Here is a 24,206-nt window from a genome sequence, read left to right on the forward strand (position 1 = left end):
TAGCGTGCGGACATTTGGTGTCCGCACGTCGATTGGTTTGCGCTTGAACCCCACCATGTCCCGGCGACGCTTCATGGCTCTGGGTGCGGGGGCGTTCGGCGCCGCCACGGCCGGGTCGCTGCTGCCGCCGTCCCTGCAGGCGGCGCTCGCCGCTCCGGTGCCGCCGGGCGGACTCGACTCGGTCGAACACGTGGTCCTGCTGATGCAGGAGAACCGGGCGTTCGACCACTACTTCGGTGCCCTGCGTGGGGTACGCGGGTTCGGTGACCCGAACGCGTTGACACTGCGCACCGGTCGCACCGTCTACGAGCAACCCGACCGCGAGCACGTGGTCCTGCCGTACCCGATCCGCGAGTCCGCGGCGGCGCAGCGGATGGACGTCCAGAACGTCACCGCGCTCGACCACGAGTGGGCGGGCGGGCACCAGGCGCTCGCCGACGGCTGGCACGACGGCTGGATCCCGGCGAAGACCGCCGCGACGATGGCGTACTACGACCGCCAGGACATCCCGTTCCACTACGAACTCGCGGACGCCTTCACGATCTGCGACGCCTACCACTGCTCGGTACCGACGTCGACGAGCCCGAACCGCAACTACTGGGTGTCCGGCTACACGGGCTTCGAGCCGGACGGCAGCCGCGCGGTCACCAACGCCGCGTACGCGCCTGTCCACGCCGGCTACACCTGGCCGACGGTGCCGGAGCGGCTGCAGGCGGCGGGCGTCTCGTGGAAGACCTACCAGGAGTGGGACAACTTCACCGACAACAACCTCGAGTACTTCGTCACGTTCAAGCAGCTCGTCACCCGGATGTTCTGCCACCCGGCGCTGGTGCCCTACCAGTTCTCGACGCTGGCCGCCTTCTATCTCGCGGTCGGGGCGCTGCCCGCGCCTGCGCAGGACGTGGCGGTGGGCGCCCTTGCCGCAGCGGCGGATTCACTCTCGCCGGCCGACCGGCAGCTCTACGACCGCGCGCTGTACCGGTCGCGGCCCGGCACCCTGGCCGCCGAATTCCGCAGGGACGTAGACGGTGGCACGCTGCCGCAGGTGTCGTACCTGGTGCCGTCGACCGTGGACTCCGAGCATCCGTCGGGATCGTCGCCGGCGGCGAGCGCGACCCTGCTGTACCAGGTGCTCGACGCGCTCGCGTCGAAACCCGAGATCTGGTCGAAGACCGTCGTTCTCGTCAACTACGACGAGAACGACGGCTACTACGACCACGTGCCGCCGCCGCAGCCACCGCGGGTCGCGGGCGACGAGTGGGTCGGCGACCAGGCGCTCGGGCTCGGTCCGCGGGTGCCGATGCTCGTGATCTCGCCGTGGACGGTCGGCGGCTACGTGTGTTCGGAGGTGTTCGACCACACCTCGGTCACCCAGTTCCTGGAGAGGCGTTTCGGGTTCGCTCAGCCGGAGATCAGTGGGTGGCGGCGCACCGTGGCGGGAGACCTCACCGGGGCGTTCGACTTCGCGAACCCCCGCGCGCGTCCTGGTCTCACCCCGCCGCCGGCCGCGCCACCGCTGCAGCCGCGATGGACCCCGGCGCCGCCGACCGCAGGACGGATGCCGTTGCAGGAGAGCGGAACCCGGCCCGCGCGGGCGTTGCCGTACCAGCCGGACGCGGACGCGCACCTCGACGGCGGAACGCTGCTCGTCGAGATGCGCAACGCCGGCACCCGCAGCGCGCACCTCGCGCTCTACCCGTATGCGGGCGAGTTCGACACGCCCCGGCACTTCGACGTGCAGGCGCCGGTGACCTCGTCGGTGCCGCTGCCGCAGGACCGGTACTCCCTGACGTTGATCGGCCCCAACGGTTTCCGTCGCGAGTTCGCCGGGTCCGTGAGCGGTGCGGCAGCCCCTCTCGCGGTACGCACTCACGTCGATCGCGACGGCCGCACGCTCGCGGTGACCGTCCGCAACGGCGGCAGCGAGCCGGTTACCGTACGGGTGGCCGGCGCCGACCGGGCCGTCGCCGCCGGCTCCGAGACGACGTACACGCTGCCGTCGGGGCAGGGCTGGTACGACGCGGACCTCACCGTCGCCGAGGACCAGACCTTCCGCCGCCGGTGGGTGGGGCACATCGAGAACGGCGTCGAGTCGGTCAGTGCGAGCGCCGTCGCGATCGCGCCGACCGGTGACGTGTCCTGGACGCCGCCGCCGGCCGTCCCGGGCGGCGGGTCGCTCGACTCCGGGTCCGCGGCCGGGACGTCGTCGCTGCTCGGTGCCGGAGCCGGATCGTAAGGGGGAACAATGCCATCGCAACCGACACATCGCACGCTCGCCGTGAACGGGATCGATCTGCACGTCGTCGAGCAGGGGGAGGGGCAGCCGGTGGTGATGTGCCACGGCTTCCCCGGCCTGTGGTTCACCTGGCGGCACCAGCTCGACGCACTGTCCCGGGCCGGCTACCGGGTGATCGCCCCCGACATGCGCGGGTACGGCCGCAGCAGCGCCCCCGCCGGTGCCGACTCCTACGACCGCCCGCACACGGTCGGCGACATCGTCGGCCTGCTCGACGCGCTCGACATCGAGCAGGCGGTGTTCGCCGGTCACGACTTCGGCGCGCACCTGGTGTGGGACCTGCCGGCCTGGGCGCCGGGCCGGGTGCGGGCGTTGATGCAGCTGAGCGTCCCGCGGACGCCCCGACTTCCGGTGCAGCCGACCGTCGGGTTCCGCTACCTCGCGTCCCAGCACTTCGCCCACGTGCACTACTTCCAGGAGGTCGGGGTCGCCGACGCCGAACTGAACGGCCGCCCGCGCGAGTTCCTCGCGAAGATCTTCCACGCCCTGTCCGGGGCCAACCGGTACCTCGACTGCTGGGAGTTCTCGTCCGAGGGAAACGGCTACCTCGACGTGCTTCCCGATCCGCCGGCGTTGCCGTGGCCCTGGCTCGATGAGGCCGAATTCGACTACTACGTCACCGAATTCACCCGGACCGGCTTCACCGGCGGACTGAACTGGTACCGCGCCGAGGACGCAGTGTGGGCGCAGAACGAGACCCTGCACGACGTCCCGATCGAGGTGCCGACGGTGTTCGTCGCCGGCGCCGCGGACCCGGTGCTCGAGATGATGGGCCGCGATCCCTTCGGCGCGATGCGCGACCTCGTCCCCGGATTGGTCGGCGCCCACGTGATCGACGGGGCCGGCCACTTCGTGCAGATGGAGAAGCCCGGCGAGGTCAACGGGATCCTCGTGGACTTCCTGCGAGGTCTGCCGGGCTGAGCGTCCGGGTCACCGGTCCGGCGCACGAGCGGCCCCGCGGCGATGGCACGGCGGTGGGGTCGAGGGCCCCCACCGCCGTGCCGGACTCAGGCGTGCGCGACCGCTTTCCCGGTGCCCGCGACGCCCGCGTCCGACCGGGGGGTCGGCAGCTGCGTGATCCTGCTCGGCAACCCACACGCGAGCAGCGCGCCGACGAGGAGGACGCCGGCCCCGATGAACAGGGCGATCGACATGCCGGTCTCGGTGTAGAACGACCGGCCCTTCGCGACCATCGCGACGTGCGAATTCAGCACTGCGAACACGATGACCGGGAGGATCGCGGCGAATCCGGACTGCATCACCGACACCAGGCTCGAGGTGGTGGCCTGCAACTGCGGCGGCACCGCGGCGATGATCAGGTTCGGCACGCACGCGTACACCATGCCGCTGCCGAAGCCGGTGACGGTCGAGACGACGACGATCGCGAGCTTCGTGTCGTGGGCGAACGCGGTGGCGGCCACGCCGGAGCTCATCACGAGCAGTCCGACGATCATCAGGATCCGCGGTCGGAGCTTCTTGATCGCGGTGCCGACCAGCAGGCCACCGATCAGTCCGGCGGCGGCGGAGGGCGCGTGCACGATCGCGTACTGTTTCGCGGTCATGCCGAGTCCGTAGCCGAGTCCCATCTCGGCGGGCACCATGACCATCATCGGCACCACCGCCGCGTACGCGGCCGTCGTCGCGTACGCGCAGCCGGCGGCGAGGCCGGTCAGCAGCACCGACCGGCGACGGAAGAACCGGAGGTCGATCAGTGGGTCGCTGACGGTGCGCGAGTGCACCACCCAGCCGATCAGGAGCGCGACGCCGCCGAGGAGGTAGGCGAGCGTCGAGATGTCCGTCCAGCCCCAGCGGGGTCCGAAGCTCACCGCGGCCAGCACGCCCGCGATACCGAGGCCGAGGAGTACGCCGCCGACGATGTCGACCCGTGCCTGCAGCCGGACCGGGGTCTCAGGCGTGGTCACGACGATCGCGAGCCACCCGAAGACGAGGCAGATGACGAAGAACCAGAAGATGCTGCGGAATCCCCAGGTCTCGATCAGCCAGCCGGTCAGCCAGGGCGCCGGAATGGCGACCAGGCCGAGGCCGCTGGTCGCGATGCTGACGGCGAGCGCGACCTTGTTCCGGGGAAAGACGTCGCGCACCAGCGAGTACACCAGGAACATGCAGGGGATCAGGAAGCCCTGGAGCGCACGACCGGCGACCAGCACCCCGTAGCTCGGCGCCAGCGCGGAGATCAGCGACCCGGCCGTGGCGACGGCGATCGAGATCAACAGCAGACGGCGCTTGCCGTACAGGTCGGCCAGCTTGCCGATCATCGGCGAGATGACGGCGCCGACGAGCAGGAACGCGGTCAGCAGCCACGCACCCTGGTCGGTCGCGAAGTGGGTGGTGATCGCGGGCAGGTCGACGCTGACCATCCCGTAGCTCACGGACAGCAGCTCGATGACCACCAGCATCGAGGCGAGGGACAGGACGAGCCGGGGTGTCCACCCGTCGTCGGGGTCGGAACTCGGCGCGGGCGGGCCGGAGGCCTCGGTCGGCACGGTCATGTGGCGTGTCCTTTCGCGGTGAACGACGATCCGTCGCGGCGGAATTCGGGCGAGCGCGGGAGTCCTCACGGGCCGTGCATCGGCTCTGCGGACGGCGACCGGACGGCGGTCCAGAATGAATCAGTCGTTCCAATCATGTGATCCTCATCATGAAATTGTCAATCCCTGGCGGTCAACGCTTTTCGTGTCAGCGTCCGGGACGCCTCCCGGCGGCGAGTGGATCAGGCGGAGAGCGCGGGTGAGCGCCGGTGGGGCGGGCTGTCCCACGAAAGCCCCGTGACCATCGGTTCCGCGCTGAGCCGGTTGATCGCCTTCGTCAGTGCCTTGTCGTTCGGCTCGTCCGCGGACAGTTCGGCCACGATGGTGACCTCCCCGGGGGTCAGGGCCTGCCGGGAACGGAGCGATTTGAGCCGAAGGTCATGTCGCTGAACAGATTTCGACAGAACCTCGCGCACATGGGATTCCACGTCACGGCGGCAGGACACCTCGAACACGTACTCGGCGGAGTCGTCCGCGGCGTCCTGGCTCGGGATGTGGTCCAGCAGGCGGCTCACCGGTCGCAGGGCGGTGTTGACCAGCATGATCCCCGCGGCGCCGATCACGGCCACCCAGTACATCCCGGTCCCGGCCAGCGCACCCACGGCGGCGGCCGCCCACAGCGTCGCGGCGGTGTTCAGGCCGGTGACGCTCGAGCCCTGTTTCATGATGACGCCGGCACCGAGGAAGCCGATGCCGGAGACGATCTGCGCGGCCACCCGGGTGGGATCCGCGCCGGGGCCGTCGAAGCTGTAGGCGCCGAGCAGCACGAACAGCGTCGCACCGAGGCTGACCAGTGCGTTCGTCCGAACTCCCGCCATCCGCGAGCGCCACTGCCGCTCCAGTCCGACCGCGGCGCCGAGCGCGAGACCGAGTCCGATGCGCGCGGCCATCTCGACGGTGCTCACGTGTTCCTCCCTCCTGGCCGCTCCCGGAACCGCGGATCGGCCGACCCCGTTGACGCGCGCCGCTGGGCGCCTTAGCGTTGCCCCTGATGTAACACAAATCCGCCACCCGAGGGCAAGAGGTAATCTCATTACGTCCACGCCCCAGGGTGGGTTGTCCGACGGCGCACGCCAGACCAGCAAGGGATTCGCGCATGACCACGAGCGCTCCGGCCTCCACTTTCAGCAAACGCCTGCCGCTGGGCGGTACCTACAACTTCCGCGACCTCGGTGGCATCCCGATCGGATCGCGAACCACCAAGTGGAACAAGCTGTTCCGGTCGGACGCGCTGCACGGCCTCGACGCCACCGGGCGCCGGAGCCTGCGTGAGCGTGGGCTCGGCGTCGTCGTCGATCTGCGGGAGACGAACGAGCGCGCGGACCGCCCGAACGCACTCGACGGTGTCGGCCACCGCGATGTCCACGCCCCGATCTACGACGGCGAGATCGAGGCGAACCTGTCGGCCTTCGACCTCGAGGCCGTGTACGGGCAGATGATCGCCGAGCGCGGCGTCAACCTCACCCGCGCGGTGCGGCACATCGCCGTGTCCGGCGCGGATCCGGTGCTCGTGCACTGCACCGCGGGCAAGGACCGGACCGGCCTGGTGATCGGGCTGACGCTGGCGGCGATCGGTGCCGATCACCGGGACATCGTCGCCGACTACATGGTGTCGGAGGTGATGCTCAGTGGTGAGTGGGCCGATGCGATGGAGGAGATCCTGCGCGGGTACACGGTGCCCGAGGGGGTCGACCTCGCCCGGCTCGCGGTCGCGAGTCCCGCGGCGCTCATGCGGGCCTCGCTCGACGCGGTCGTCGCGGAGCACGGCGACGCTCGTCGGTACCTGCTCGCGCACGGCATGACCACGAGCGAACTCGACGATCTGTCGGCCGCCCTGATCGCTTGACACCACCCGCACCCAGCCCAGGAGATCACGCATGAGCCAGTACGGTGAACCCGACCACTACATCCTGCACGTCAGCGACACGCACCTGGTGTCCGGCGGAGACCTGTTGCACGGCAAGGTCGACAGCGCCCGGAATCTGAACGAGCTGTTCGCCCGGCTGGAGAGCAGCGGGCAGCGCCCCGAGGCGATCGTCTTCACCGGCGACCTCGCCGACGCCGGCAGCGCGGACGCGTACGCGCGCCTCCGGGAGATCGTCGAGCCGGTGGCCGACCGTATCGGTGCCCAGGTGATCTGGGTGATGGGTAACCACGACGAACGCGGCGCGTTCCGGGCCGGGCTGCTCGACTCCACGCCGACCGACGAGCCGGTCGACGCCGTGCACGACGTCGGGGGCCTGCGAATCGTCGTGCTCGACACCACGGTTCCGGGGCACCACCACGGCGAGGTCACCGCGGACCAGCTCGAGTGGCTGCGGGGTGTGCTCGCCACCCCGGCGTCGCACGGGACGCTGCTCGCGCTGCATCACCCGCCGGTGCCGAGTCCGGACGAGATGATCGAGATGATGGAACTCCGGGGGCAGGCGCCCCTCGAGGAGGTGCTCTCCGGTACCGACGTTCGCGGGATCCTCGCCGGCCACCTGCACTACTCGCAGTTCTGTACCTTCGCCGGAATCCCGGTGTCGGTCGCCTCGGCGACCTGCTACACCGCTGACGTGCTGCTTCCGGCCGGAGAGGTCCGCGGGCAGGACGGCGCGCAGGCGGTGAATCTCGTGCACGTGTACCGGGATCGCGTGCTGCACAGTGTCGTTCCGATCGAGCGGTCGCCGACGGTGTACGAGATGAATCTGGCGACGCTGCGCCGGTTCCAGGCCATGTCGCCGGAGGAGCAGGCCGCGGCGGCCGCCGCGCACTCCCGGGGTGAGCCCGCGAACGTGTGACCCGCTCGGCGGGCGTCAGGAGTGTCGCGACCGAACGGCCACGGCACCCCTGACGCCCGCGTGCGTCTCAGGTGAGGATGACCCCGCCGTCGACGGCGATCGTCTGACCGGTGATGTTCCGGGCGGCCGGACTCAGCAGGAAGGCCACCGTCTCGGCGATGTCCTGCGGGGTCTGCGCCCGGCGCATCGGGACCGCCCGTTCGACGTAGTTGTCGAAGAACTCCTGGTCGCTCACCCCGGCGAGGGACGGGTCGCGATCCCGGGCCCACGCGACCGTGTCGGTCCAGATGTCGGTGTGGATGAACCCGGGCAGCACGGTGTTGGATCGAATGTGCTGCTGTGCACCGACTCTCGCCACACTGTGACTGAGCTCGATCACCGCGGCCTTGGAGGCGCCGTAGTGCGCGAGCAACTCGGCCCCCATCCGCGCGCCGATCGACGCGAGATTGACGATCGCGCTCTCGGGCTCGGCCCGGCGAAGCATCTGCTGACAGGTCAGGAAGGTGCCCTTGGTGTTGACCGCGAAGGTGTTGTCCCACTCCTCCTCGGTCAGGTCCACGAACTTCGAGTACCGGCCGATGCCTGCGGAGTTCACCAGTGCGGTCGGTGATCCGATCTCCTCCGCCGCGTCGAACGCGGCGGTCACCTGGGCGGCGCTGCGCACGTCGCAGATCCGCGTCAGCACCGGGACGTCGTGTCGCCGGCGCAGCTCGGTGCCCGTGCGCCCGAGCGCCTCCTCGTTCACGTCGAGCAGGGCGAGTCCGTATCCGCTGGCGGCCAATCGATCTGCGATGGCGGCACCCAGCCCCCGCGCGCCGCCGGTGATCAGTGCGAGCATGTCGTCTCCTTGGAATCGGTCGGGTGGCCGGGCGCGCCGCGCCGTGCGTCCTGCCCGAGATCGATCGAATGGTTCCATCGACTGATCCAACTCCATCGTGATGTAATCCGCAATGTGGCAACAGGTCTCGGAGACGATGTCGTGCGATTGTCTGCGACCTCGTCGCCGGGGCGTGCCACCCGTGTCGCCGAGCCCGTCGACTGGTGGCCGCCCGGCGTGGTACAGAGAACTCATGCAGTCGAAACCGGCGGACCCACCGCCCGGAACCACGCTGGCGACGATCCGTTCGCTCGCACCGACCCTGCCTCCGGGCGAACGTCGTGTCGCCCAGGTGTGTCTGGACCGCCCGGCCGACGTGGCGTGGTGGTCGGCCGCTGATCTCGCCGAGCAGGCGGCCACGTCCACCGCGACGGTCGTGCGGGCGTGCCAGAAACTGGGATTCTCCGGGTTCCAGCACCTGCGCATGCTGTTGCTCCGTGACGTCGGCGCCGAACGCGCGGTCACACCCGGGGAGGGCGCGGTGCCGGGGGAGTCCGGTCCGGGCCTGCTTCCGACGATCTTCGCCGAGGTGGCGCACGACCTGTCGGCCGCGCTGGCCCCCCTCGACGTGGACGCCATGCGGGCCGCGGTCCGCGCCCTCGCCGACGCGCGGCGGGTGCTCGTCGTCGGCAACGGCGGGTCCGCGCCGGCCGCGGCGGCCGCGGCGTTCCGGTTCACGAGCAAGGGACGTCCGGTCGAGGCGCCGGCGGACGCGATCATCCAGCAGCTCACGGCCCGCCAACTGGGGCCGGGCGACGTCTGCCTCGTGATCAGTGACACCGGCCTGAACTCGTTGAGCCTGGACAGCGCCGCGGCGGCGCGGGCGGGGGGCGCGACGGTGGTCGGGGTGACCGGGCATCCGCGATCCCCGCTGGTGGACGGGTCGGACATCGCCCTCGTCGTCGGTGCCGGTGCCGGTCCGTGGAGTGCTCACGGCGCCGGGTCCTCGGTGATCCAGCTGACCTTCCTGATCGCACTGCAGATCGAGGTGTCGGCGGCCCGGGGCGACCTCGAGGCCGTGACCGAGGCGGGTCTCCAGCAGGTCATCGCGCTGATGGAACCCCCGGGGCCCGAGCGGGGTGCCGGGGGCCCACGTCGGCGCAGGAACCGACCGGCGACGAGCGGCTGACCGATTCGGTCCTGATGCCGCCCGCGCAGTGACCCGAGAGACACGGGCCCCGGTGGCACACCCGTCGGGACGCTGGCCCGGGCCTCCTGTACCCGGCCGGCGCGCACACTGAAGCAGTGAGCTCCCTCGATCTCGTCTGGTTCCGGCGCGACCTGCGGTTGCACGACCTGCCGACGCTGCTGGCCGCCGCCGACTCGGCGGCGACCACGGCGGCGGTGTTCGTGCTCGACGACGTGTTGCTGCGCCCCGGGCCGCGCCGAACCTTCCTGTTCGCGTGTCTGCGCAGCCTCGACGAGAGCCTCGACGGCCGGCTGCTCGTGACCCACGGCGATCCGATCGCGGTGATCCCGTCCCTGGTCCGGGAACTCGGCGCGGGCGCGGTGCACGTCACCGCCGATCACGCCCCGTACGGGGCGCGCCGCGACGCCGCCGTCGAGGAGGCCCTGGGCGACGTGCCGCTGGTGCGGACCGGGTCGCCGTACGCGGTCGCACCCGGACGCGTCCGCAAATCCGACGGGACCGCCTACCGGGTGTTCACCCCGTTCCGGCGGGCGTGGCTCGAGCACGGGTGGCGGGCGCCGGCCCGCACCGGACCGGACACGGTGACCTGGATCGACCCGGCCGGACTGGACCTGCGCGTACCCATCCCCGCTGGCGACGACGGAACCGTCGCGCTGCCACCCGCGGGGGAGGCCGCCGCCCTCGCCCGGTGGCGTCGCTTCCGCGCCGACGGCCTCGACCGGTACCACCTCGACCGGGACCGGCCCGATCTCGACGGCACCACCCGCCTGTCTCCGTACCTGAAGTTCGGGTGCCTGCACCCGCGCACCCTTCTGCACGCCCTGGCCGGTCGCTCCGACGAGGGGGCCCTGGCGCTGCGCAGCGAACTGTGCTGGCGGGACTTCTACGCCGACGTGCTGCACCACCGACCGGACACCGTGCGGGCCAACTACAACCCCCGCTTCGACGCGATCCGCTACGACACCGGCCCCGACGCGGAACGCGTCTTCGCCGAGTGGACGCAGGGCCGGACCGGGTACCCGATCGTGGACGCCGGGATGCGTCAACTGCTGGCGCAGGGGTGGATGCACAATCGGGTGCGGATGATCGTCGCGTCGTTCCTGACCAAGGATCTGCACCTGCCGTGGTGGTGGGGTGCCCGGTATTTCATGGCGCATCTGGTTGACGGCGACCTCGCCTCCAACCAGCACGGCTGGCAGTGGACCGCCGGGTCAGGCACGGACGCGGCACCGTACTTCCGGGTGTTCAACCCCACGAGCCAGGGGGAGAAGTTCGATCCGGAGGGTGACTACGTGCGCCGCTGGGTACCCGAACTGTGCGCCGTCGCGGGTGGACAGGTGCACCGCCTGCCCGGCGGGCGGCCGCCGGGATACCCGGACCCGATCGTGGACCACGCCCACGAACGGGAGGACGCGCTGGCGCGGTACGCCGAAACATCCGCCCGGACGTGAACCGTCCGCGGGCTCGGGGCAGGGGTGCAGTTCGTGAATCCCTGATGCCGCTGTTCTCCCGCAAAGCAATTCGTGACCACCGAGGGACTCGGCCGGTTCGGCCGTCCAACCCGTTCCCGGGTGCGCACGGGAGTCGGCGCGAGACAAGTATTCAATCAATCGATTGAAGTTTGTGATAGAAACTCTACGTATCGGCGCCGCACGTCCGGCGTCGCAGATCGAGAGGAGACGACACCGTGTGGAACCCCGCGTCGATGAAGTTCGGAGTCTTCCTGGCTCCTTTCCATCCGCTGAACGCCGATCCCGCGCTGCAGCTGCGCCGGGACATCGACCTGATGACCCATCTCGACCACCTCGGTTTCGACGAGGCGTGGATGGGTGAACACCACTCCACCGGCGCCGAGATCGTGCCGGCGCCGGACATGTTCATCGCCGCCGCCGCCGAACGCACGGAACGGATCCGGTTCGGCACCGGCGTGACGTCGCTGCCGTACCACCACCCGCTGATCACCGTCGACCGGATCACCCAGCTGGACCTGCAGACCCGGGGCCGGGTCATCCTCGGCACCGGCCCCGGCAAGATCCCGCTCGACGCACACATGATGGGCATCAACCCGTCCGACCAGCGGCGCCGCCAGGGCGAGGCCCTCGAGGCGATCCTGCCGCTGCTGCGCGGCGAGGTCGTCAACATGGAGACCGACTGGTTCACCCTCCGTGACGCCCGTGCCCAGCTGCCCACCTACGACCCCGCCGGCCTCGAGGTGGTCACCGCGTCCACGATCTCGCCGAACGGGTCGGTGCTCGGCGGCACCCACGGGCTGTCGCTGCTGTCGCTGGCGGCCAGCTCCCCGACCGGGTTCGACGCCCTCGACCGGAACTGGGGCGTCTACGAGACGGTCTGTGCCGAGAACGGCCACGTGGCGGACCGCTCGCGCTGGCGCCTGGTCAACCCGATGTTCCTCGCCGAGACGCAGGCCGAGGCGGAGAAGGCCGTGAGCCGGCGGATCCAGTCCATGTCCTACTACGCCAACCGGCAGAACGGTCGCTACCCGGCCTGGGGCGAGACGCCGCAGGGTGTGATCGATCATTGGCGGGGCGACTCGCTCGGTGAGTTCGGGCAGGCCATCATCGGCACCCCGGACCAGGCGATCGCGCAGATCGAGCGGCTGATCGAGAAGACCGGCGGATTCGGCACCATGCTGATCCTGCACGTCGACATGGCCAACTGGGAGGACACCAAGCGCAGCTACGAGCTGTTCGCCTCCGAGGTCGTCCCCCACTTCAAGAACCGCAACGCCGGCCGCCAGGCCAGCCTCCAGTTCGCCGAGGACAACCGCGAGTACCTGATCGGTGGCCTGGTCGGCGCGATCACCAAGGCCCACACCGACTACTACGGCGAGCCTGCCACGACGGGAGCCTGACCATGCGTGCGGTGCAGTACCACGAAGGCGAGTTCACCCTCACCGACGTACCCGAGCTCCCCGCGTTGGGCGAGGGGCAACTGCGCATCGAGGTCGTCGCCTGCGGCATCTGTGGCAGCGACCTGTCGATGTCCAAGGACCCGTGCCGGTTCGTCGAGGTGATGGACGCCGCCCAATACCCGCTGGCCCAGTTCGACACGGATCGTCCGGTCGTGCTCGGTCACGAGTACGCCGGACTCGTTGCCGAGATCGGGCCCGGTGTCACCGATTTCGCGGTCGGTGACCGGGTGTCGGGACTGGGTATCGTCACCGACACCTCGACCGGCATTCCGAAGATCATCGGGTACTCGAACGAGTACCACGGGGGCTACGGCGAGTTCGTCGTCGTCGACAGCGTCTGGGTCCGCCACGTCCCGGAGGGGCTCTCGCTCGAGCACGCCGCGCTCGCCGAGCCGCTGCACGTGGGTGAGCTGCACATGCAGCGCTCGGGGCTCACCTCCGCCGATTCGGCACTGGTGATCGGTTGCGGCACGATCGGTCTCGGCGCGATCGTGGCGGCGAAGGCGCGGGGCGCACACACGGTCGTGGCGTCCGAGCCGTCGCCGAAGCGGCGCGAACTGGCCAAGCTGATGGGCGCCGACATCGTCGTCGACCCGACCGAGCAGGACCCGATCGAGGTGTGGAACGAGCTCGTCGCGCAGGGGCAGGGCGGCGAGGGCATCCTGATCGCCTACGAGTGCAGCGGACGGGCCGGAACGATCGACATGCTGCTGCGGACGCTGCCGCCCGGTTCGCGGATCCAGGTGCTGGCCGCGCCGTTCGGCGACGAGACCATCATCCCGGTGATCGGTCAGCTCCGGCGGATCGCGATCAACTTCGGCCACGGGCCCACCGAACGGGGCTACGAGATCGTCCTGCAACGTCTCGCGGACGGCGAGATCGACGCCGATGCGATCATCACCGGCCGGGTCGGCCTGGACGGTGTCGGCGAGGCGATCGCCGCGCTGCGCAACCCGGACGAGCACGTGAAGATCATGGTGCTGCCGAAGGGAACCCGGGACGCGTAACGCGCCCCGCCACCTGCGTGTGCCCCGGCAGCGATCCCGCTGCCGGGGCACACGCGTGCGGGTCGGACCTCGTGGACGGGACCCGTAACGTCGGGATGGATGCCGGACGGGACACCCCAGCACGAGGGCCTCCCGCCCTGGTGGGTGGGAGGCCCTCGTCGGCGGCCCCGGTGTGGATCAGAAGTGCCGGGTCAGCCAGTCGACGATGATCTCGGTGGTGCCCTCGGGGTCCTCGAGCTGGGTCCAGTGCCCGGTGTCGATGATCCGCCGTTCGAACTCGTCGAAGTACTGCAGCAGGTTGTCGCTGAGTTGCGGGGCGCAGATCGGGTCCCGGCTCGCGGCGATCATCAGCGCAGGCACGCCGGCCCGCGGAATCACGCCGTCGGGGAACCGCTCGGTGTGCACCGCCCAGTTTCGCAGGATGCTGCGGTACCAGCTCAGCCCGCCGCCGAAGCCCCTGCGCGCGTAGGCATCCGCGTAGAACGCGAGCTCCTCGGCGTCCATCACGACCTCACCGGGCCAGGTCGACTCGTCGTCCTTCAGCCAGTGGATGTAGGCCATCGACTCCGGATCGTGGCGTCCGGTCCGGGACAGGTTCGTGCCGGAGCCGGTGTCGCGGCGCATGAAGAAGCGGAAGGTGCGCGCCGGATCCTTGTCCAGCAGCTGTTCGCATTCCTCGGTCTGGAAGTAGGCGACGTAGTTCTCGGGTCCGTACGCCTGCTCGTACTTTTCGAGCGGGTTGTCCGCGAAGTAGCCGAAGGGGGTGTTGAGCGTGATGACGCCAGCGACCGAATCCGGCTGCAGGTACGGGATGTTCCAGGACACCATGCCGCCGAAGTCGTGGCCCACGACCACGGCCTTCTCGTAGCCGGCGTCGGCGATCAGAGCGGCGACGTCGGCGGTCGTCTCGGCGATGCTGTACCGGGTCGGATCGGCCGGGCCGTCGGACAGGCCGTAGCCGCGCATGTCCGGAGCCATCACGTGGAACCCGGCGTCCGCGATCGGCTGCAACTGATGCCGCCAGGACGCTGCGAGTTCGGGGAAGCCGTGGCAGAGCACGACACAGACGTCGCGCTCACGGCGTGCGGGCTTGGCTTCGTACACCGCGAGGCGGGCTCCGTCGGTCTCGACAAAACGCGGCTCTGGCAACACAGAGATCACCTCCGGGATCGGCATTGGAATCAATCAACCAGTTTGATCAGTTGATTGATAAGTGGTGTGGGTCACCCTACGGGCGGAGGGGGGAGCGGTCAATGACCTCCACCGCTCCGGAGCCGACGAAACGCTCGGTTACGCTTACGCGCATGGCCGGCACCACACAGAACAGGCAGGGCGACGCCACCCGCACCCGCCTGGTCAAGACCGCAGAGCGACTGTTCGCCACCCAGGGGGTGGATGCGGTGTCGGTGCGGGCGGTCAACGCGGCGGCGGGTCAGGGTCCGGCGGCCGTGCACTACCACTTCGGATCCAAGGAAAGCCTGCTGACGGCGGTGCTGCTCGATCTCGGTGCGTCCATACGGGACCAGATCGGCGCGAATGTCGATGCGCTCGCATCGGATCCGCAGGCGCCGACGCTCGACCGGGTGGTGCGCGCGCTCACGGACCCCTACCTCGAGCTGCTGCTCAAGCATCGGGTGCGCGGGATGCGGTGGGTGAAGATCGTCGTCCAGGTGTCGCGTGAGGACCGCCCCGCCGTCACGTCCACGGGCCAGGACGAACTGTCGTTGCGGCTGCGCGAGCAGGTCCGCCGGGCGCTGCCGGACACCGATCCGGTCCGCATCGACCGCCGGTGGCCGATCGCGGTGATGAGCTTCCTGCAGTCGCTCAGCCGTATCGACGACTGGGCCGCGAACGGGGCGAAGGTCACCCAGGAGGACCTGGTCGAGTACTACGAGGACCTCGTCAGCTTCGTCACGGGGGGCGCGGAACGCATGCTCGGCTGAGGTCGAGACCGGACGGCGGCCAATGCACCGACGCGGGGCGGGCGAATCGAATTCGCCCGCCCCGCGTCGTCGGGTCGTCGGACCGGGTCAGCCGGCGACCGCGAGGAGGTGGAAGGTGGTGCGGCCCGCCAGCCCGAAGTTGTTGTCCGCGGCCAGGACCAGCGACCGGGATCCGTCCGGCAGGCGCGGTCCCCAGGTCATTCCCTCGATGCAGTCCGAGTCGGCGCCCAGCGACGCGAAGTCGAACACCAGCTTCTTGGTCATCGGCCTCTCGCTGCCGGTGATCGCCGCCTTGCCCGTGACGCTCTCCGCGCCGGCCGTCGTGGTCCAGTAGATCTTGCCCGAGAAACCCTTGCCGAGCACGAAATTGCGCTCGAGCGTGAGGTACGAGTCCGGGCCCGCCGGGATGATCTCGGCGACGCCGTTGGTGTAGGTGCCGGGCTTGGCGTCCGCCGGCGCGGGCACCTGGTCGACCGGGTAGACGTATTCGCCGAGGTCGCGTCCGCCGGCCCGGTCGATCCGAACCAGCCGGGACGGGCTTCCCGTCGTCGGTGACGCCTCCGGGCCGTCCTGCACGAGTGCGTTCTCGCTGACCGCGGTCACCGTCGCGCCGTCCTTCGAGAGAGCCATCGCCTCGAACCCGAGGTTGTCGCGGATGCCCGAGACGGGGGTGCCTGCGCCGTCGAGCTTCGGCTGGAAGGCGTCCGGCAGCGGCAGGTCGCGGACGACGTGGCCGTCCCGGGTCGCCTCCCGGATGAAGCCGCCCACGCCGCGTTTCGCCTCGCCCTCACTGGTGTAGAGGTAGCCAGTCCGGTCGGGCGTCCACCGCACCGACTCGGTGTCCGCCGCGCGCGGCGCGTACGGCCCGCCGGTGGTGTCGAGGAGCGGGACGAGGGTGTCGAACTGCGGGGCGGTGAGCTTGCCGTCCACGATCGGCAGCCGGTGCGTGTAGAGCCGGACCGGTCCCGACTCGCCGCGGTTGTCGCTGATCGTCACGTACTCGTCGAGGTCGGCGGCGTAGTCGATCCCCGACAGGCCCCCGACCAGCTGGCCGTCGAACGAGAGGTCGTTCGGGACGGTCACCGCGTTGACGTAGCTCGCCCGGGGAGCCGAATCCGGGGCCGCCGATCCGAGATCCGGGGCCCCGTCCCCGGTCGACCCGAGCCCGCCGAGTGCCGTCATCACCGTGGCGGCCACCGCGCCGACGACCTTTCCGGTCAGCATCACAGTCCCATCTCCGATCTCGTCGTCGAGACGCACGGGAAGGCCCCGGCCGCGTCGAGCGCGCGCCGTGCACCGACGCACACCGATCGGAACCTAACGGGCACATCGGATTCCCCGAGCAGCGTCTTCCCGGCGAGCGGGAGACGGAGTGGGCGGACCCGGGCGCCGCCGCCCGAGCCCGCGCCGTGCGGGCTACGCGATCGTGGCGAGCGAGGCGAGTGTGGCCGAGCAGGCGTCCGCGACCTCCGCGCCCTTCTTGTCGAAGTGCGCGGTGAAGAAGGCGTCGTGGTCGGCGTGGTCGTGGAAATGGTGCGGGGTCAGGACCGCGGAGAAGACCGGGACGTCGGTGTCGAGCTGCACCCGCATCAGGCCGTCGATCACCGCCGAGGCGACGAACTCGTGCCGGTAGATGCCGCCGTCGACGACGAGACCGGCCGCGACGACCGCCTCGAACCGTCCGGTGCGGGCCAGGCGCTGTGCGTGCAGCGGGATCTCGAAGGCACCGGGAGTCTCGAAGAACTCGATGTCGGCGGGGTCGTGGCCGAGCTCGCGCCAGCGGGCGACGAAGGCGTCCCGGGCGTGATCGACGATGGACCGGTGCCAGGTGGACTGGACGAAGGCGATGGTCATGGCCAAATGCTAGTTCCGGCACCCCCGATCCGGCGATCCGGATTGCCACTACTGCAACATTCCGTACCGGTCAGTTCGAATCCTGTTGTCGAGTGGGTGATTTCGTTGCCGGGCACTCGACGCGACCGTCCGTACAGTGGGAGCCATGGACAAGCCCGACGTGACGCTCGAAAACTCCGACGCCGTCTACGACTTCTATCTCCGGCACCAGCAGAATCGGCTGCTGGCGAAGGCGGCCTACGCGACCCTGGCGGCGAAGTTCCGGCCGCGGGTTCGGTACGCGGACGGGGCCAGGGAGTCGATCCGGGAGTTGCTGCGGACGAACACCAGCGTCGTGCTGTCGGTGAACCACCTGTCCGAATCGGATCCGTACACGGTCGCGGCGGCGGCGTGGCGCAGTCCCCTGCGGGAGTTGATCGGGAGGACGCGGGTGCTCGCGAAGGACGAACTGTTCTCGGAACGGAAGTTGCGCGACCGCATCGACCTGATGGGGTCCATCCCGGTCTTCCGGGGCAAGAACCACGGCATGCGCGCGGTCAACGCGGCAGGCCAGCGGATGATGGACGTGTGCGCCGAGCGCATGCGCCGCGGCGACAGCCTCGCGATCTTCCCGGAGGGCACCTGCAACGAGGGTGATCCGACGCGGCTGCAGTCCGTCGGCTCCGGCGTCGGCCACATCACGAACCGCGCGGTGGGGCTCGGGGTCGCCCCGGTGCTGCTGCACATGGGCATCAGCTACGGCGACACGCCGTCGGGTCGCGATCGGGACGCGCGAGGTGCCAGCGTGTACTTCGGGGCCCCGGTCACCGAACTGCCGGACAAGCCGGCCGCGATCGCCCGGTTGGTGCACGACCGCCTGCAGGAGGCCGTCGACGGGGCGGTCGCCCGGTACTGATCCGGGTGATCGGGACATCCGCGTCGGTACACTGGCGGCGACCTGTGTCTGGAGGACGAACATGCAGCAAGTGGATGTGACCGGATTGGAAGAGGCGCTCGCGGCGGGCGCCCCGCTGATCGACGTGCGCGAGGCCGACGAGTTCGCGCAGGCGCGCGTCCCCGGTGCGGTGCTCGTCCCGCTCAGCGAGTTCACCGCGCGGTTGGACGACATCCCCTCCGCGGACACGGTGTACGTGATCTGCGCGATGGGCGGCCGCAGCGCACAGGCGGCGAACTACCTCAACGCGACCGGTGTCAACGCCGTCAACGTCGCCGGCGGCACCGATGCGTGGATCGCGTCGGGACGCCCCGTCGACTCCGGGGTCTGACCCGAATCCACGTGCGCAGACCGGCGACGGTCAGAAGTTCAGCGTGAGGTTGTGCCGGCCCGGTTTCATCCAGGCGGTGGCGACGGCGTTGCTCGGCTGCTGCGCGGTGCCGCCGCACGCGACGACCATCCGGAACCGCCCTGCGTCGTAGGTCGTGTACGTGTAGCTCTTCACCCAGCCGTGCTCTCCGGGGACGTCGTCGATCTTCGCCTGCCCGGATTCGCCCTTCTCGGCGACCGCCCACGCCGCGACCGGGGGCGAACTGCGCTGCCCCTGCTTGCACGTCACGGTCCCGAACACGGTTTGTGGCGTCAGGGCCTGCGCGGTGGGCGCGAGAACGGCGGGCACGGCGAGTGCGGCGAGAACGGTGGCAGCCCCGAGGAAGCGCATCTGGATCCTTTCGGTCACGCGGACGTCGAACATCACCACCGCCGATTCTAGGAACACTTCGGCGTCGGCGCCGACGTTTCGCCCCGGCCGGCCCGTCAGGCGTGGCGCCAGGCGCGGCCGTACGCGTCCTCCTCGGCCTCGCGTGCGGCCCGGCGCTTGTCGTTGTCGAGGTCCATCGGCAGCCCGTTCTTCTGCAGCCGGCGCGCCCGGTTCTGATGGATGTAGACCACCGAGTAGAAGACCGCGAGACTCACACCGAGCAGCACCATCGAACCCCGCAGCCACAGCGGGCCCGGGAACAGCAGGAACAGTGCGTACAGCGGGAGGAACGGCACCTGCGCCCGCAGCAGGTGGCGGATCACGTAGTGGTCGCCGGTGATGTCGTTGCGGACCCAGTCGTTCATCGACGCGGGCAGCTTGGCGCCGAAGGCGTACGCGATCCACTGCAGCGGATTCGGGCGGGTGGTGCCCATCTTGCCGGTGCTCATTTCTGGGGTGCTCCCTTGTCGAGGGCTCCGGCCGCGAGCGCGGCCCTGTTGATGTCGGTGAGGACGCGGTGCAGCTCCTCGAGCTGCGGCAGTCCGACGCCGAGCGCCTCGACGACGGCCGGCGGGATCCTCTCGGCGTCGGTCCGCAGCGCGCGCCCGGCGTCGGTCAGGTCGACGACCAGGGCGCGCTCGTCCTCCGCGCTGCGGGTCCGGGTGATCAGGCCCGACGCCTCCAACCGCTTGAGCAGCGGCGACAGGGTCGGGGAATCGAGTTGCAGTGCAGCGCCGATCGCCTTGACGGACATCGGGGCCTCGCCCCAGAGCGCGAGCATCACCAGATACTGCGGATGCGTCAGGCCCATCGGCTCGAGCAGTGGCCGGTACACCGAGAGCACCGCCCGGTTCGCGACGGCCAGGGCGAAACAGACCTGGCGATCGAGAGCGAGGGGGTCGTGGGTCGTCGTCACGATTCGAAGCGTACACGAATAGATAGCGCGTTAACTAAATTGTCTCGGGTGTCACGCGGGCGGGTCCGGCGGCCGGGACGCCCGGCTCGGAGCGGCGGCGCGACAAGGGTGGCGGCGTCGATCGCCGCGCCGGGACGGGCGCATGTTGTCGTCGAGCGCCGGCCGGATCACCCGGACCGGACGGGCCGACGACCCCTCACGGGGTGCGGCCGAGCAGGGCGACGAGCCGGTCGATCGGCGGGGCGTCCTCGGCCACCGATTGCGGCGGGGCGAACGGGGTGCGGCCCTCCGGGATGTGCGGCAGCAGGGCCCGGCTGAACGCGATCTGCTCCTCCACGACCGCGTCGTCGTACCGGGTCTGCTGACCGGTCGCGTGCGCGAGATCCCAGCCGTGCGTGACGATTTCGACTGTGCGCAGGTTCAGCGCCTCGGCGGCGGGCATCCGTCCGACCGGAAGGTCGACCTCGGTGTCGAGGGCGCCCGGCGCCGCGAACGCCTGCACGAGCGCGTCGGCGGCGGCGTGGAACGACCCGGCGGGATCGGGCCCCAGCAGGTCGGGCGGTGCCGCGACCGCGGCGACCGGCAGCGGGTGACCGTGCACGGCGGACGCGAACAGGTGGTTGCCGGCCGTCATGTGGTTGACGAGCTCGCGGACGGACCATTCGGTGCAGGGTGTCGGTGCGGACCACTGGTCGTCGGCGACTGCGGCCACCAGGGCCTCCGTCGCGTCGAGTACTCGGCCGAGGTCCTCGATTGTCGAGGTCATGCTTCCGGCGTACCACCGTGGTCGCCGATGCGGAACCCCTGTTCATGCCCGGGACAAGTGAGTGATACTGGAAGTGACATACATCAGGGAAGGGCGGGGACGTGGACCAGAACACGCGGTTCGACGCGGTGATCGTCGGTGCGGGCTTCGGGGGGATGGGTGCGGCGATCGCGCTGAACCGGCTCGGCATGACGAACCTCGCGATCCTCGAACGCGAGGACGACCTGGGCGGCACCTGGCACGTCAACCGATACCCGGGTCTGGCCGTCGACATCGCGTCGGTCACCTATTCGTACTCGTTCGAACCGAACCCGTACTGGTCACGACTGTTCGCGCCGGGCGCGGAGCTCAAACGCTATGCCGACCACGTCGCCGACAAGTACGACCTGCGTCGTTACATGCGGTTCGGTCAGGTGGTCACCGGCGCCCGATGGGACGGGGAGGCGCGGCACTGGGTGGTCGCGGTCGACGGCCAGGAGCCGGTGACCGGTCGCTACCTGCTCACCGCGACGGGATTCCTGTCGCAGCCGCACACCCCCGACATCGACGGCATCGACACGTTCGCCGGACGTGTCCTGCACACCACCGCGTGGGACGAGGGCATCGACCTGGCCGGTGCGCGGGCCGCGATCGTCGGCACCGGCGCGACCGCGGTGCAGCTGATTCCCGAGGTCGCGCGCGCGGCCGCCGAACTGACCGTCTACCAGCGCACCCCGATCTGGGTGGTGCCGAAGGTGGACATGCGGATTCCGGCTGTCGTGCAACGCCTGTTCGCGCGTGTGCCGGTCACCCAGCGGGCCGCCCGCGCCGTCAGCGACGGCATCCTCGAGGGACTGATGATCAGCGCGGTGCTGCACTACCGGCAGGCGAAGCTGCTGAACAAGTCCGCCGCGGCGGCGTCGCGCCTGTTCCTGCGCACCCAGGTCGCCGACCCGGACCTGCGCCGCCGGTTGACCCCCGACTACGACTTCGGCTGCAAGCGACCGACGTTCTCCAACCGCTACTTCCGCACCTTCACCCAGCGGAACGTGAACCTCGAGACCGCCGGGATCGAGCGGATCGAACCGGACGGAATCGTCACCGCGGACGGGCGCCGGACCGAGATCGACACCCTGATCCTCGCGACCGGCTTCAACCTCTGGGACGTGAACTTCCCGGCCATCGAGGTGATCGGTCGCGAGGGTCTGAACCTAGGAAAGTGGTGGCGGGACAATCGATTCCAGGCATACGAGGGGGTCGCGGTGCCGAAGTTCCCGAACTTCCTGACGCTCGCCAGCCCCTACTCGTACAGCGGGCTGTCGTACTTCACCACGATCGAATCCCAGATGGCCCACATGACGCGGCTCTTCGGGGAGATGCGGCGCCGCGGCGCCGACGTGTTCGAGGTGACCGAGGACGCCAACACCCGCTTCCTGGACCGGATGACCGCGAACCTCGACGACTCCGTCTTCTACGGCGGTAGCTGCAGTACCTCACGCAGCTACTACTTCAACCAGCACGGCGAGGCCGCGCTGCTGCGGCCGACCTCGACCGCCAACGCGTTCCGGGAGGCGCGCTCGTTCCCGCTCGACGACTACGAGCTGAGCGCACCGGCAGTGGTGGGCTGACGGGGTTGATGACTGCGAGCGCGTATAGGGCGGTACTCCCAGCCGTCCGGACTTCGAGGGTTGGCTGGACGTGGTGACGGTGCCGTCGGTCTCGTTCGAATGGATAGCTGCTGCCTGAACCGGAGAATCTCACTGCCTGAAATCCGTCAGGCACCTCACAAGACGACGCAGCCCCGGGCCGCGGCCCCTGTGTGGGGTCGTGGTCCGGGGCGACGTGTTCGGTTGTCAGCTGGTGAAGGCGAGGTGTCTTCGGTTGTGGGCGGGGACGGGTCTTCGCTGCGGGTCGATCCAGCGTGGGGGTGTGAACCACGGATGGCCGTCGTCACTGATGAAGACCTGCCAGTCGCCCTTGTGGATGACGCGGTGGTGGAATCGGCAGAGCAGGACCAGATTTGAGAGTTTCGTCGGGCCGCCGTGGGACCAGTGGTGGATGTGGTGGCCGTCGGTCCAGGCGGCGGGTCGTCCGCAGCCGAGGAAGGCGCAGCCGCAGTCGCGGGCGTGGAGGGCGCGGCGGAGGCGTCGGGGGATCAGTCGGGTGGTGCGTCCGACGTCGAGTGGGGTGCCGTCAGCGTCCATGGTGATGGCGGTGACGGTGGCGTCGCAGGAGAGGGTGGCGGCGAGGCTGTCGGTGATCGGGCCGAGCCACGGCATCCAGGCCGGTCCGCGGCGGATGAACGACGGTCTGCGCGTGGTGTGGGGTGCGGTGGTCCGGGTGTGGGGGCAGGGGCTGGTTTCGCAGGTTCCGTCGCAGGTTCCGGAGCGGTCTCCTGCGCGGCCCCCGTCGCCTCCGGCGCCATGACAGTTTTCACCGAGTGTGTTTCGTCTGGATTCGCCGGCGCTGCGGTGATCGCCGGTCGCGTCGTCGGTGCCGCTGCCGCTGCCGGTGCTGTCGGCGGTGCGTCGGGTGGCGTGAGCGAGGTTGTCGAGTCCGACGAAGACGGTCATGTGGGGTGTTTCGCCGCCTTCGCCGGGGGCGGTGCCGGCGTCGAGGTAGTGGCGGACGATGTCGGTGAGGGCGTCGGCGCGGCGCTGGGCGGGGGTGCGGGTGTCGCTGTCGGGTTCGCCGTGTGTGTTGTTCCGGCCGGGGTCGGGCTTGGAGAGGGCGGACAGTGCGGTGAGCAGTTGTTCTCCGGTGGCCTTGTCGAAGTGGCCCTTGACGCGGACGCGGCCACCGGTGGTCGGGGAGGCGAAGAACTCGTTGATCTGGTCGTTTTCGTCGTCGGGTGGGGTGTCGGAGTCGGGGGTGATGGCGCGTTCGAGTGCGGCGGTGCGGGTTGCGGTGTCGGTGGCGTTGTCGTGGTGTGCGGCGTCGAGGAGGTAGTCGGTGCACTGTCGGGTGCATTCGGCGGCGGGGTCGTCGAACACGCCACCGTCGGCAGTGGTGGGGATGTCGGCGACGATGTCGGGGATCTTGTCGAGCAGCCCGGTGATGGTGGCGACCTGAGTGAGGTCGAGGAGCCCCGAGGTGAATGCGGATGTGACGTCGGGGCGATTCTCGAGCGCTCGGGCGGTGGCGAGGATCTTCGTGGCCTGCCCGTGGGTGAGTTTGCCGGCGCCGGCGAGCCACGCGGTGGTGGTGGCGCCGAGTTTCTGGGTGAGTGCGCGTTCGTCGATCTGGTCGACGAGGTGGACGCGGAGGGCGTCGAGTTGCCGGATGCGGGTGGAGAGTTCCGGAACGAGAGCCAGGAGGATGTGGTCGTCGATACGCCAGGGCTCCACCCGGTGGGGTGAGGTGACGATCTCGTCGATCTCCATGTTCCCACGATACTCGAACACCAGTTCGAAGACAAGTGGGTTCTATTGCTGCACAACAATGTTGGTTGTTCGTGCCC

The 24,206-nt window shown here is 69.9% G+C and carries 23 protein-coding genes; 12 read left to right on the plus strand and 11 right to left on the minus strand.

Annotated elements, in window-relative coordinates; all coding sequences use genetic code 11:
- Positions 1–55: 55 nt before the first annotated feature.
- Both ABD951_RS16510 and ABD951_RS16515 read left to right on the plus strand, forming a co-directional pair.
- Complete coding sequence (locus tag ABD951_RS16510; RefSeq protein ID WP_345347388.1) at positions 56–2,236, plus strand: phosphocholine-specific phospholipase C; 2,181 nt, start codon at positions 56–58, stop codon at positions 2,234–2,236.
- 9 nt (positions 2,237–2,245) lie between these two features.
- Positions 2,246–3,217 carry an alpha/beta fold hydrolase gene (locus ABD951_RS16515; protein WP_345347038.1) on the plus strand — a complete coding sequence of 324 codons (972 nt, stop codon included), beginning with the start codon at positions 2,246–2,248 and terminating at the stop codon, positions 3,215–3,217.
- An 86-nt stretch (positions 3,218–3,303) separates the two neighbouring features.
- On the opposite strand, the gene ABD951_RS16520 is transcribed toward ABD951_RS16515, so the two are convergent.
- Positions 3,304–4,806 carry an MFS transporter gene (locus ABD951_RS16520; protein WP_345347041.1) on the minus strand — a complete coding sequence of 501 codons (1,503 nt, stop codon included), beginning with the start codon at positions 4,804–4,806 and terminating at the stop codon, positions 3,304–3,306.
- A gap of 221 nt (positions 4,807–5,027) precedes the next feature.
- On the minus strand, positions 5,028–5,750 hold the full coding sequence (locus ABD951_RS16525; protein ID WP_345347044.1) for an MgtC/SapB family protein: 723 nt from the start codon (positions 5,748–5,750) through the stop codon (positions 5,028–5,030).
- 191 nt (positions 5,751–5,941) lie between these two features.
- On the opposite strand from ABD951_RS16525, the gene ABD951_RS16530 reads away from it, so the two are divergent.
- The gene (locus ABD951_RS16530; protein ID WP_345347047.1) at positions 5,942–6,691 is read left to right on the plus strand and encodes a tyrosine-protein phosphatase; all 750 of its coding nucleotides are present in this window, start codon (positions 5,942–5,944) and stop codon (positions 6,689–6,691) included.
- A gap of 31 nt (positions 6,692–6,722) precedes the next feature.
- Positions 6,723–7,628, plus strand: coding sequence for a phosphodiesterase (locus tag ABD951_RS16535; RefSeq protein ID WP_345347050.1), 906 nt, complete (start codon positions 6,723–6,725; stop codon positions 7,626–7,628).
- Positions 7,629–7,695: 67 nt separating this feature from the next.
- Here the strand turns inward: ABD951_RS16535 and ABD951_RS16540 are convergent, their stop codons facing one another.
- On the minus strand, positions 7,696–8,466 hold the full coding sequence (locus tag ABD951_RS16540) for an SDR family NAD(P)-dependent oxidoreductase (RefSeq protein WP_345347053.1): 771 nt from the start codon (positions 8,464–8,466) through the stop codon (positions 7,696–7,698).
- Positions 8,467–8,698: 232 nt separating this feature from the next.
- Here ABD951_RS16540 and ABD951_RS16545 point away from each other — a divergent pair, with 232 nt between their 5' ends.
- The 4 genes from ABD951_RS16545 to ABD951_RS16560 all read left to right on the plus strand — a co-directional run bounded on the left by ABD951_RS16545 (position 8,699) and on the right by ABD951_RS16560 (position 13,594).
- Positions 8,699–9,634 carry a MurR/RpiR family transcriptional regulator gene (locus ABD951_RS16545; protein ID WP_345347056.1) on the plus strand — a complete coding sequence of 312 codons (936 nt, stop codon included), beginning with the start codon at positions 8,699–8,701 and terminating at the stop codon, positions 9,632–9,634.
- Between the two features lie 116 nt (positions 9,635–9,750).
- Entirely contained in the window at positions 9,751–11,106 is a 1,356-nt protein-coding gene (locus ABD951_RS16550) for a cryptochrome/photolyase family protein (RefSeq protein WP_345347059.1), read from the plus strand.
- 236 nt (positions 11,107–11,342) lie between these two features.
- Entirely contained in the window at positions 11,343–12,527 is a 1,185-nt protein-coding gene (locus ABD951_RS16555) for an LLM class flavin-dependent oxidoreductase (RefSeq protein WP_345347061.1), read from the plus strand.
- A 2-nt stretch (positions 12,528–12,529) separates the two neighbouring features.
- The gene (locus tag ABD951_RS16560) at positions 12,530–13,594 is read left to right on the plus strand and encodes a zinc-binding dehydrogenase (protein WP_345347063.1); all 1,065 of its coding nucleotides are present in this window, start codon (positions 12,530–12,532) and stop codon (positions 13,592–13,594) included.
- 177 nt (positions 13,595–13,771) lie between these two features.
- Here the strand turns inward: ABD951_RS16560 and ABD951_RS16565 are convergent, their stop codons facing one another.
- On the minus strand, positions 13,772–14,698 hold the full coding sequence (locus tag ABD951_RS16565; RefSeq protein WP_345347065.1) for an alpha/beta fold hydrolase: 927 nt from the start codon (positions 14,696–14,698) through the stop codon (positions 13,772–13,774).
- A gap of 200 nt (positions 14,699–14,898) precedes the next feature.
- Between ABD951_RS16565 and ABD951_RS16570 the strand changes: the two genes are divergently transcribed.
- On the plus strand, positions 14,899–15,537 hold the full coding sequence (locus ABD951_RS16570; protein ID WP_345347067.1) for a TetR/AcrR family transcriptional regulator: 639 nt from the start codon (positions 14,899–14,901) through the stop codon (positions 15,535–15,537).
- Positions 15,538–15,624: 87 nt separating this feature from the next.
- On the opposite strand, the gene ABD951_RS16575 is transcribed toward ABD951_RS16570, so the two are convergent.
- Both ABD951_RS16575 and ABD951_RS16580 read right to left on the minus strand, forming a co-directional pair.
- Complete coding sequence (locus ABD951_RS16575; RefSeq protein ID WP_345347070.1) at positions 15,625–16,761, minus strand: esterase-like activity of phytase family protein; 1,137 nt, start codon at positions 16,759–16,761, stop codon at positions 15,625–15,627.
- A 192-nt stretch (positions 16,762–16,953) separates the two neighbouring features.
- Complete coding sequence (locus tag ABD951_RS16580) at positions 16,954–17,391, minus strand: 6,7-dimethyl-8-ribityllumazine synthase (RefSeq protein WP_345347073.1); 438 nt, start codon at positions 17,389–17,391, stop codon at positions 16,954–16,956.
- A gap of 145 nt (positions 17,392–17,536) precedes the next feature.
- Between ABD951_RS16580 and ABD951_RS16585 the strand changes: the two genes are divergently transcribed.
- Both ABD951_RS16585 and ABD951_RS16590 read left to right on the plus strand, forming a co-directional pair.
- Positions 17,537–18,286, plus strand: coding sequence for a lysophospholipid acyltransferase family protein (locus ABD951_RS16585; protein ID WP_345347076.1), 750 nt, complete (start codon positions 17,537–17,539; stop codon positions 18,284–18,286).
- 61 nt (positions 18,287–18,347) lie between these two features.
- Positions 18,348–18,656: a rhodanese-like domain-containing protein gene (locus tag ABD951_RS16590; RefSeq protein WP_345347079.1), complete on the plus strand. Its 309-nt coding sequence runs from the start codon at positions 18,348–18,350 to the stop codon at positions 18,654–18,656.
- A gap of 30 nt (positions 18,657–18,686) precedes the next feature.
- Here ABD951_RS16590 and ABD951_RS16595 read toward each other — a convergent pair whose 3' ends face one another.
- The 4 genes from ABD951_RS16595 to ABD951_RS16610 form a co-directional block, all read right to left on the minus strand.
- Positions 18,687–19,082 carry a hypothetical protein gene (locus ABD951_RS16595; RefSeq protein ID WP_345347082.1) on the minus strand — a complete coding sequence of 132 codons (396 nt, stop codon included), beginning with the start codon at positions 19,080–19,082 and terminating at the stop codon, positions 18,687–18,689.
- 59 nt (positions 19,083–19,141) lie between these two features.
- Positions 19,142–19,534 (minus strand): DUF5313 family protein, encoded by a 393-nt coding sequence (locus tag ABD951_RS16600; protein WP_345347085.1) that lies wholly within the window; start codon positions 19,532–19,534, stop codon positions 19,142–19,144.
- On the minus strand, positions 19,531–20,001 hold the full coding sequence (locus ABD951_RS16605) for a MarR family winged helix-turn-helix transcriptional regulator (protein ID WP_345347088.1): 471 nt from the start codon (positions 19,999–20,001) through the stop codon (positions 19,531–19,533). The genes ABD951_RS16600 and ABD951_RS16605 overlap by 4 nt, the downstream gene beginning before the upstream one ends.
- A gap of 196 nt (positions 20,002–20,197) precedes the next feature.
- Positions 20,198–20,767: a TIGR03086 family metal-binding protein gene (locus ABD951_RS16610; protein ID WP_345347091.1), complete on the minus strand. Its 570-nt coding sequence runs from the start codon at positions 20,765–20,767 to the stop codon at positions 20,198–20,200.
- A gap of 155 nt (positions 20,768–20,922) precedes the next feature.
- Here ABD951_RS16610 and ABD951_RS16615 point away from each other — a divergent pair, with 155 nt between their 5' ends.
- Positions 20,923–22,374, plus strand: a complete 1,452-nt coding sequence (locus ABD951_RS16615) for a flavin-containing monooxygenase (RefSeq protein WP_345347391.1) — start codon at positions 20,923–20,925, stop codon at positions 22,372–22,374.
- A gap of 225 nt (positions 22,375–22,599) precedes the next feature.
- Here ABD951_RS16615 and ABD951_RS16620 read toward each other — a convergent pair whose 3' ends face one another.
- Entirely contained in the window at positions 22,600–24,129 is a 1,530-nt protein-coding gene (locus ABD951_RS16620; RefSeq protein ID WP_345347093.1) for an HNH endonuclease signature motif containing protein, read from the minus strand.
- Positions 24,130–24,206 lie beyond the last annotated feature (77 nt).

The organism is Rhodococcus olei (assembly GCF_039540555.1).
Classification (GTDB): Bacteria; Actinomycetota; Actinomycetes; order Mycobacteriales; family Mycobacteriaceae; genus Rhodococcus_G; species Rhodococcus_G olei.

Excerpts from the sequence above, each read along its gene's own strand:
- ABD951_RS16510 (WP_345347388.1), top strand. The coding sequence starts at position 56 with ATGTCCCGGCGACGCTTCATGGCTCTGGGTGCGGGGGCGTTCGGCGCC.
- ABD951_RS16515 (WP_345347038.1), top strand. The coding sequence starts at position 2,246 with ATGCCATCGCAACCGACACATCGCACGCTCGCCGTGAACGGGATCGAT.
- ABD951_RS16520 (WP_345347041.1), bottom strand. The coding sequence starts at position 4,806 with ATGACCGTGCCGACCGAGGCCTCCGGCCCGCCCGCGCCGAGTTCCGAC.
- ABD951_RS16530 (WP_345347047.1), top strand. The coding sequence starts at position 5,942 with ATGACCACGAGCGCTCCGGCCTCCACTTTCAGCAAACGCCTGCCGCTG.
- ABD951_RS16535 (WP_345347050.1), top strand. The coding sequence starts at position 6,723 with ATGAGCCAGTACGGTGAACCCGACCACTACATCCTGCACGTCAGCGAC.
- ABD951_RS16540 (WP_345347053.1), bottom strand. The coding sequence starts at position 8,466 with ATGCTCGCACTGATCACCGGCGGCGCGCGGGGGCTGGGTGCCGCCATC.
- ABD951_RS16545 (WP_345347056.1), top strand. The coding sequence starts at position 8,699 with ATGCAGTCGAAACCGGCGGACCCACCGCCCGGAACCACGCTGGCGACG.
- ABD951_RS16560 (WP_345347063.1), top strand. The coding sequence starts at position 12,530 with ATGCGTGCGGTGCAGTACCACGAAGGCGAGTTCACCCTCACCGACGTA.
- ABD951_RS16570 (WP_345347067.1), top strand. The coding sequence starts at position 14,899 with ATGGCCGGCACCACACAGAACAGGCAGGGCGACGCCACCCGCACCCGC.
- ABD951_RS16575 (WP_345347070.1), bottom strand. The coding sequence starts at position 16,761 with ATGCTGACCGGAAAGGTCGTCGGCGCGGTGGCCGCCACGGTGATGACG.
- ABD951_RS16580 (WP_345347073.1), bottom strand. The coding sequence starts at position 17,391 with ATGACCATCGCCTTCGTCCAGTCCACCTGGCACCGGTCCATCGTCGAT.
- ABD951_RS16585 (WP_345347076.1), top strand. The coding sequence starts at position 17,537 with ATGGACAAGCCCGACGTGACGCTCGAAAACTCCGACGCCGTCTACGAC.
- ABD951_RS16590 (WP_345347079.1), top strand. The coding sequence starts at position 18,348 with ATGCAGCAAGTGGATGTGACCGGATTGGAAGAGGCGCTCGCGGCGGGC.
- ABD951_RS16600 (WP_345347085.1), bottom strand. The coding sequence starts at position 19,534 with ATGAGCACCGGCAAGATGGGCACCACCCGCCCGAATCCGCTGCAGTGG.
- ABD951_RS16610 (WP_345347091.1), bottom strand. The coding sequence starts at position 20,767 with ATGACCTCGACAATCGAGGACCTCGGCCGAGTACTCGACGCGACGGAG.
- ABD951_RS16615 (WP_345347391.1), top strand. The coding sequence starts at position 20,923 with ATGGGTGCGGCGATCGCGCTGAACCGGCTCGGCATGACGAACCTCGCG.
- ABD951_RS16620 (WP_345347093.1), bottom strand. The coding sequence starts at position 24,129 with ATGGAGATCGACGAGATCGTCACCTCACCCCACCGGGTGGAGCCCTGG.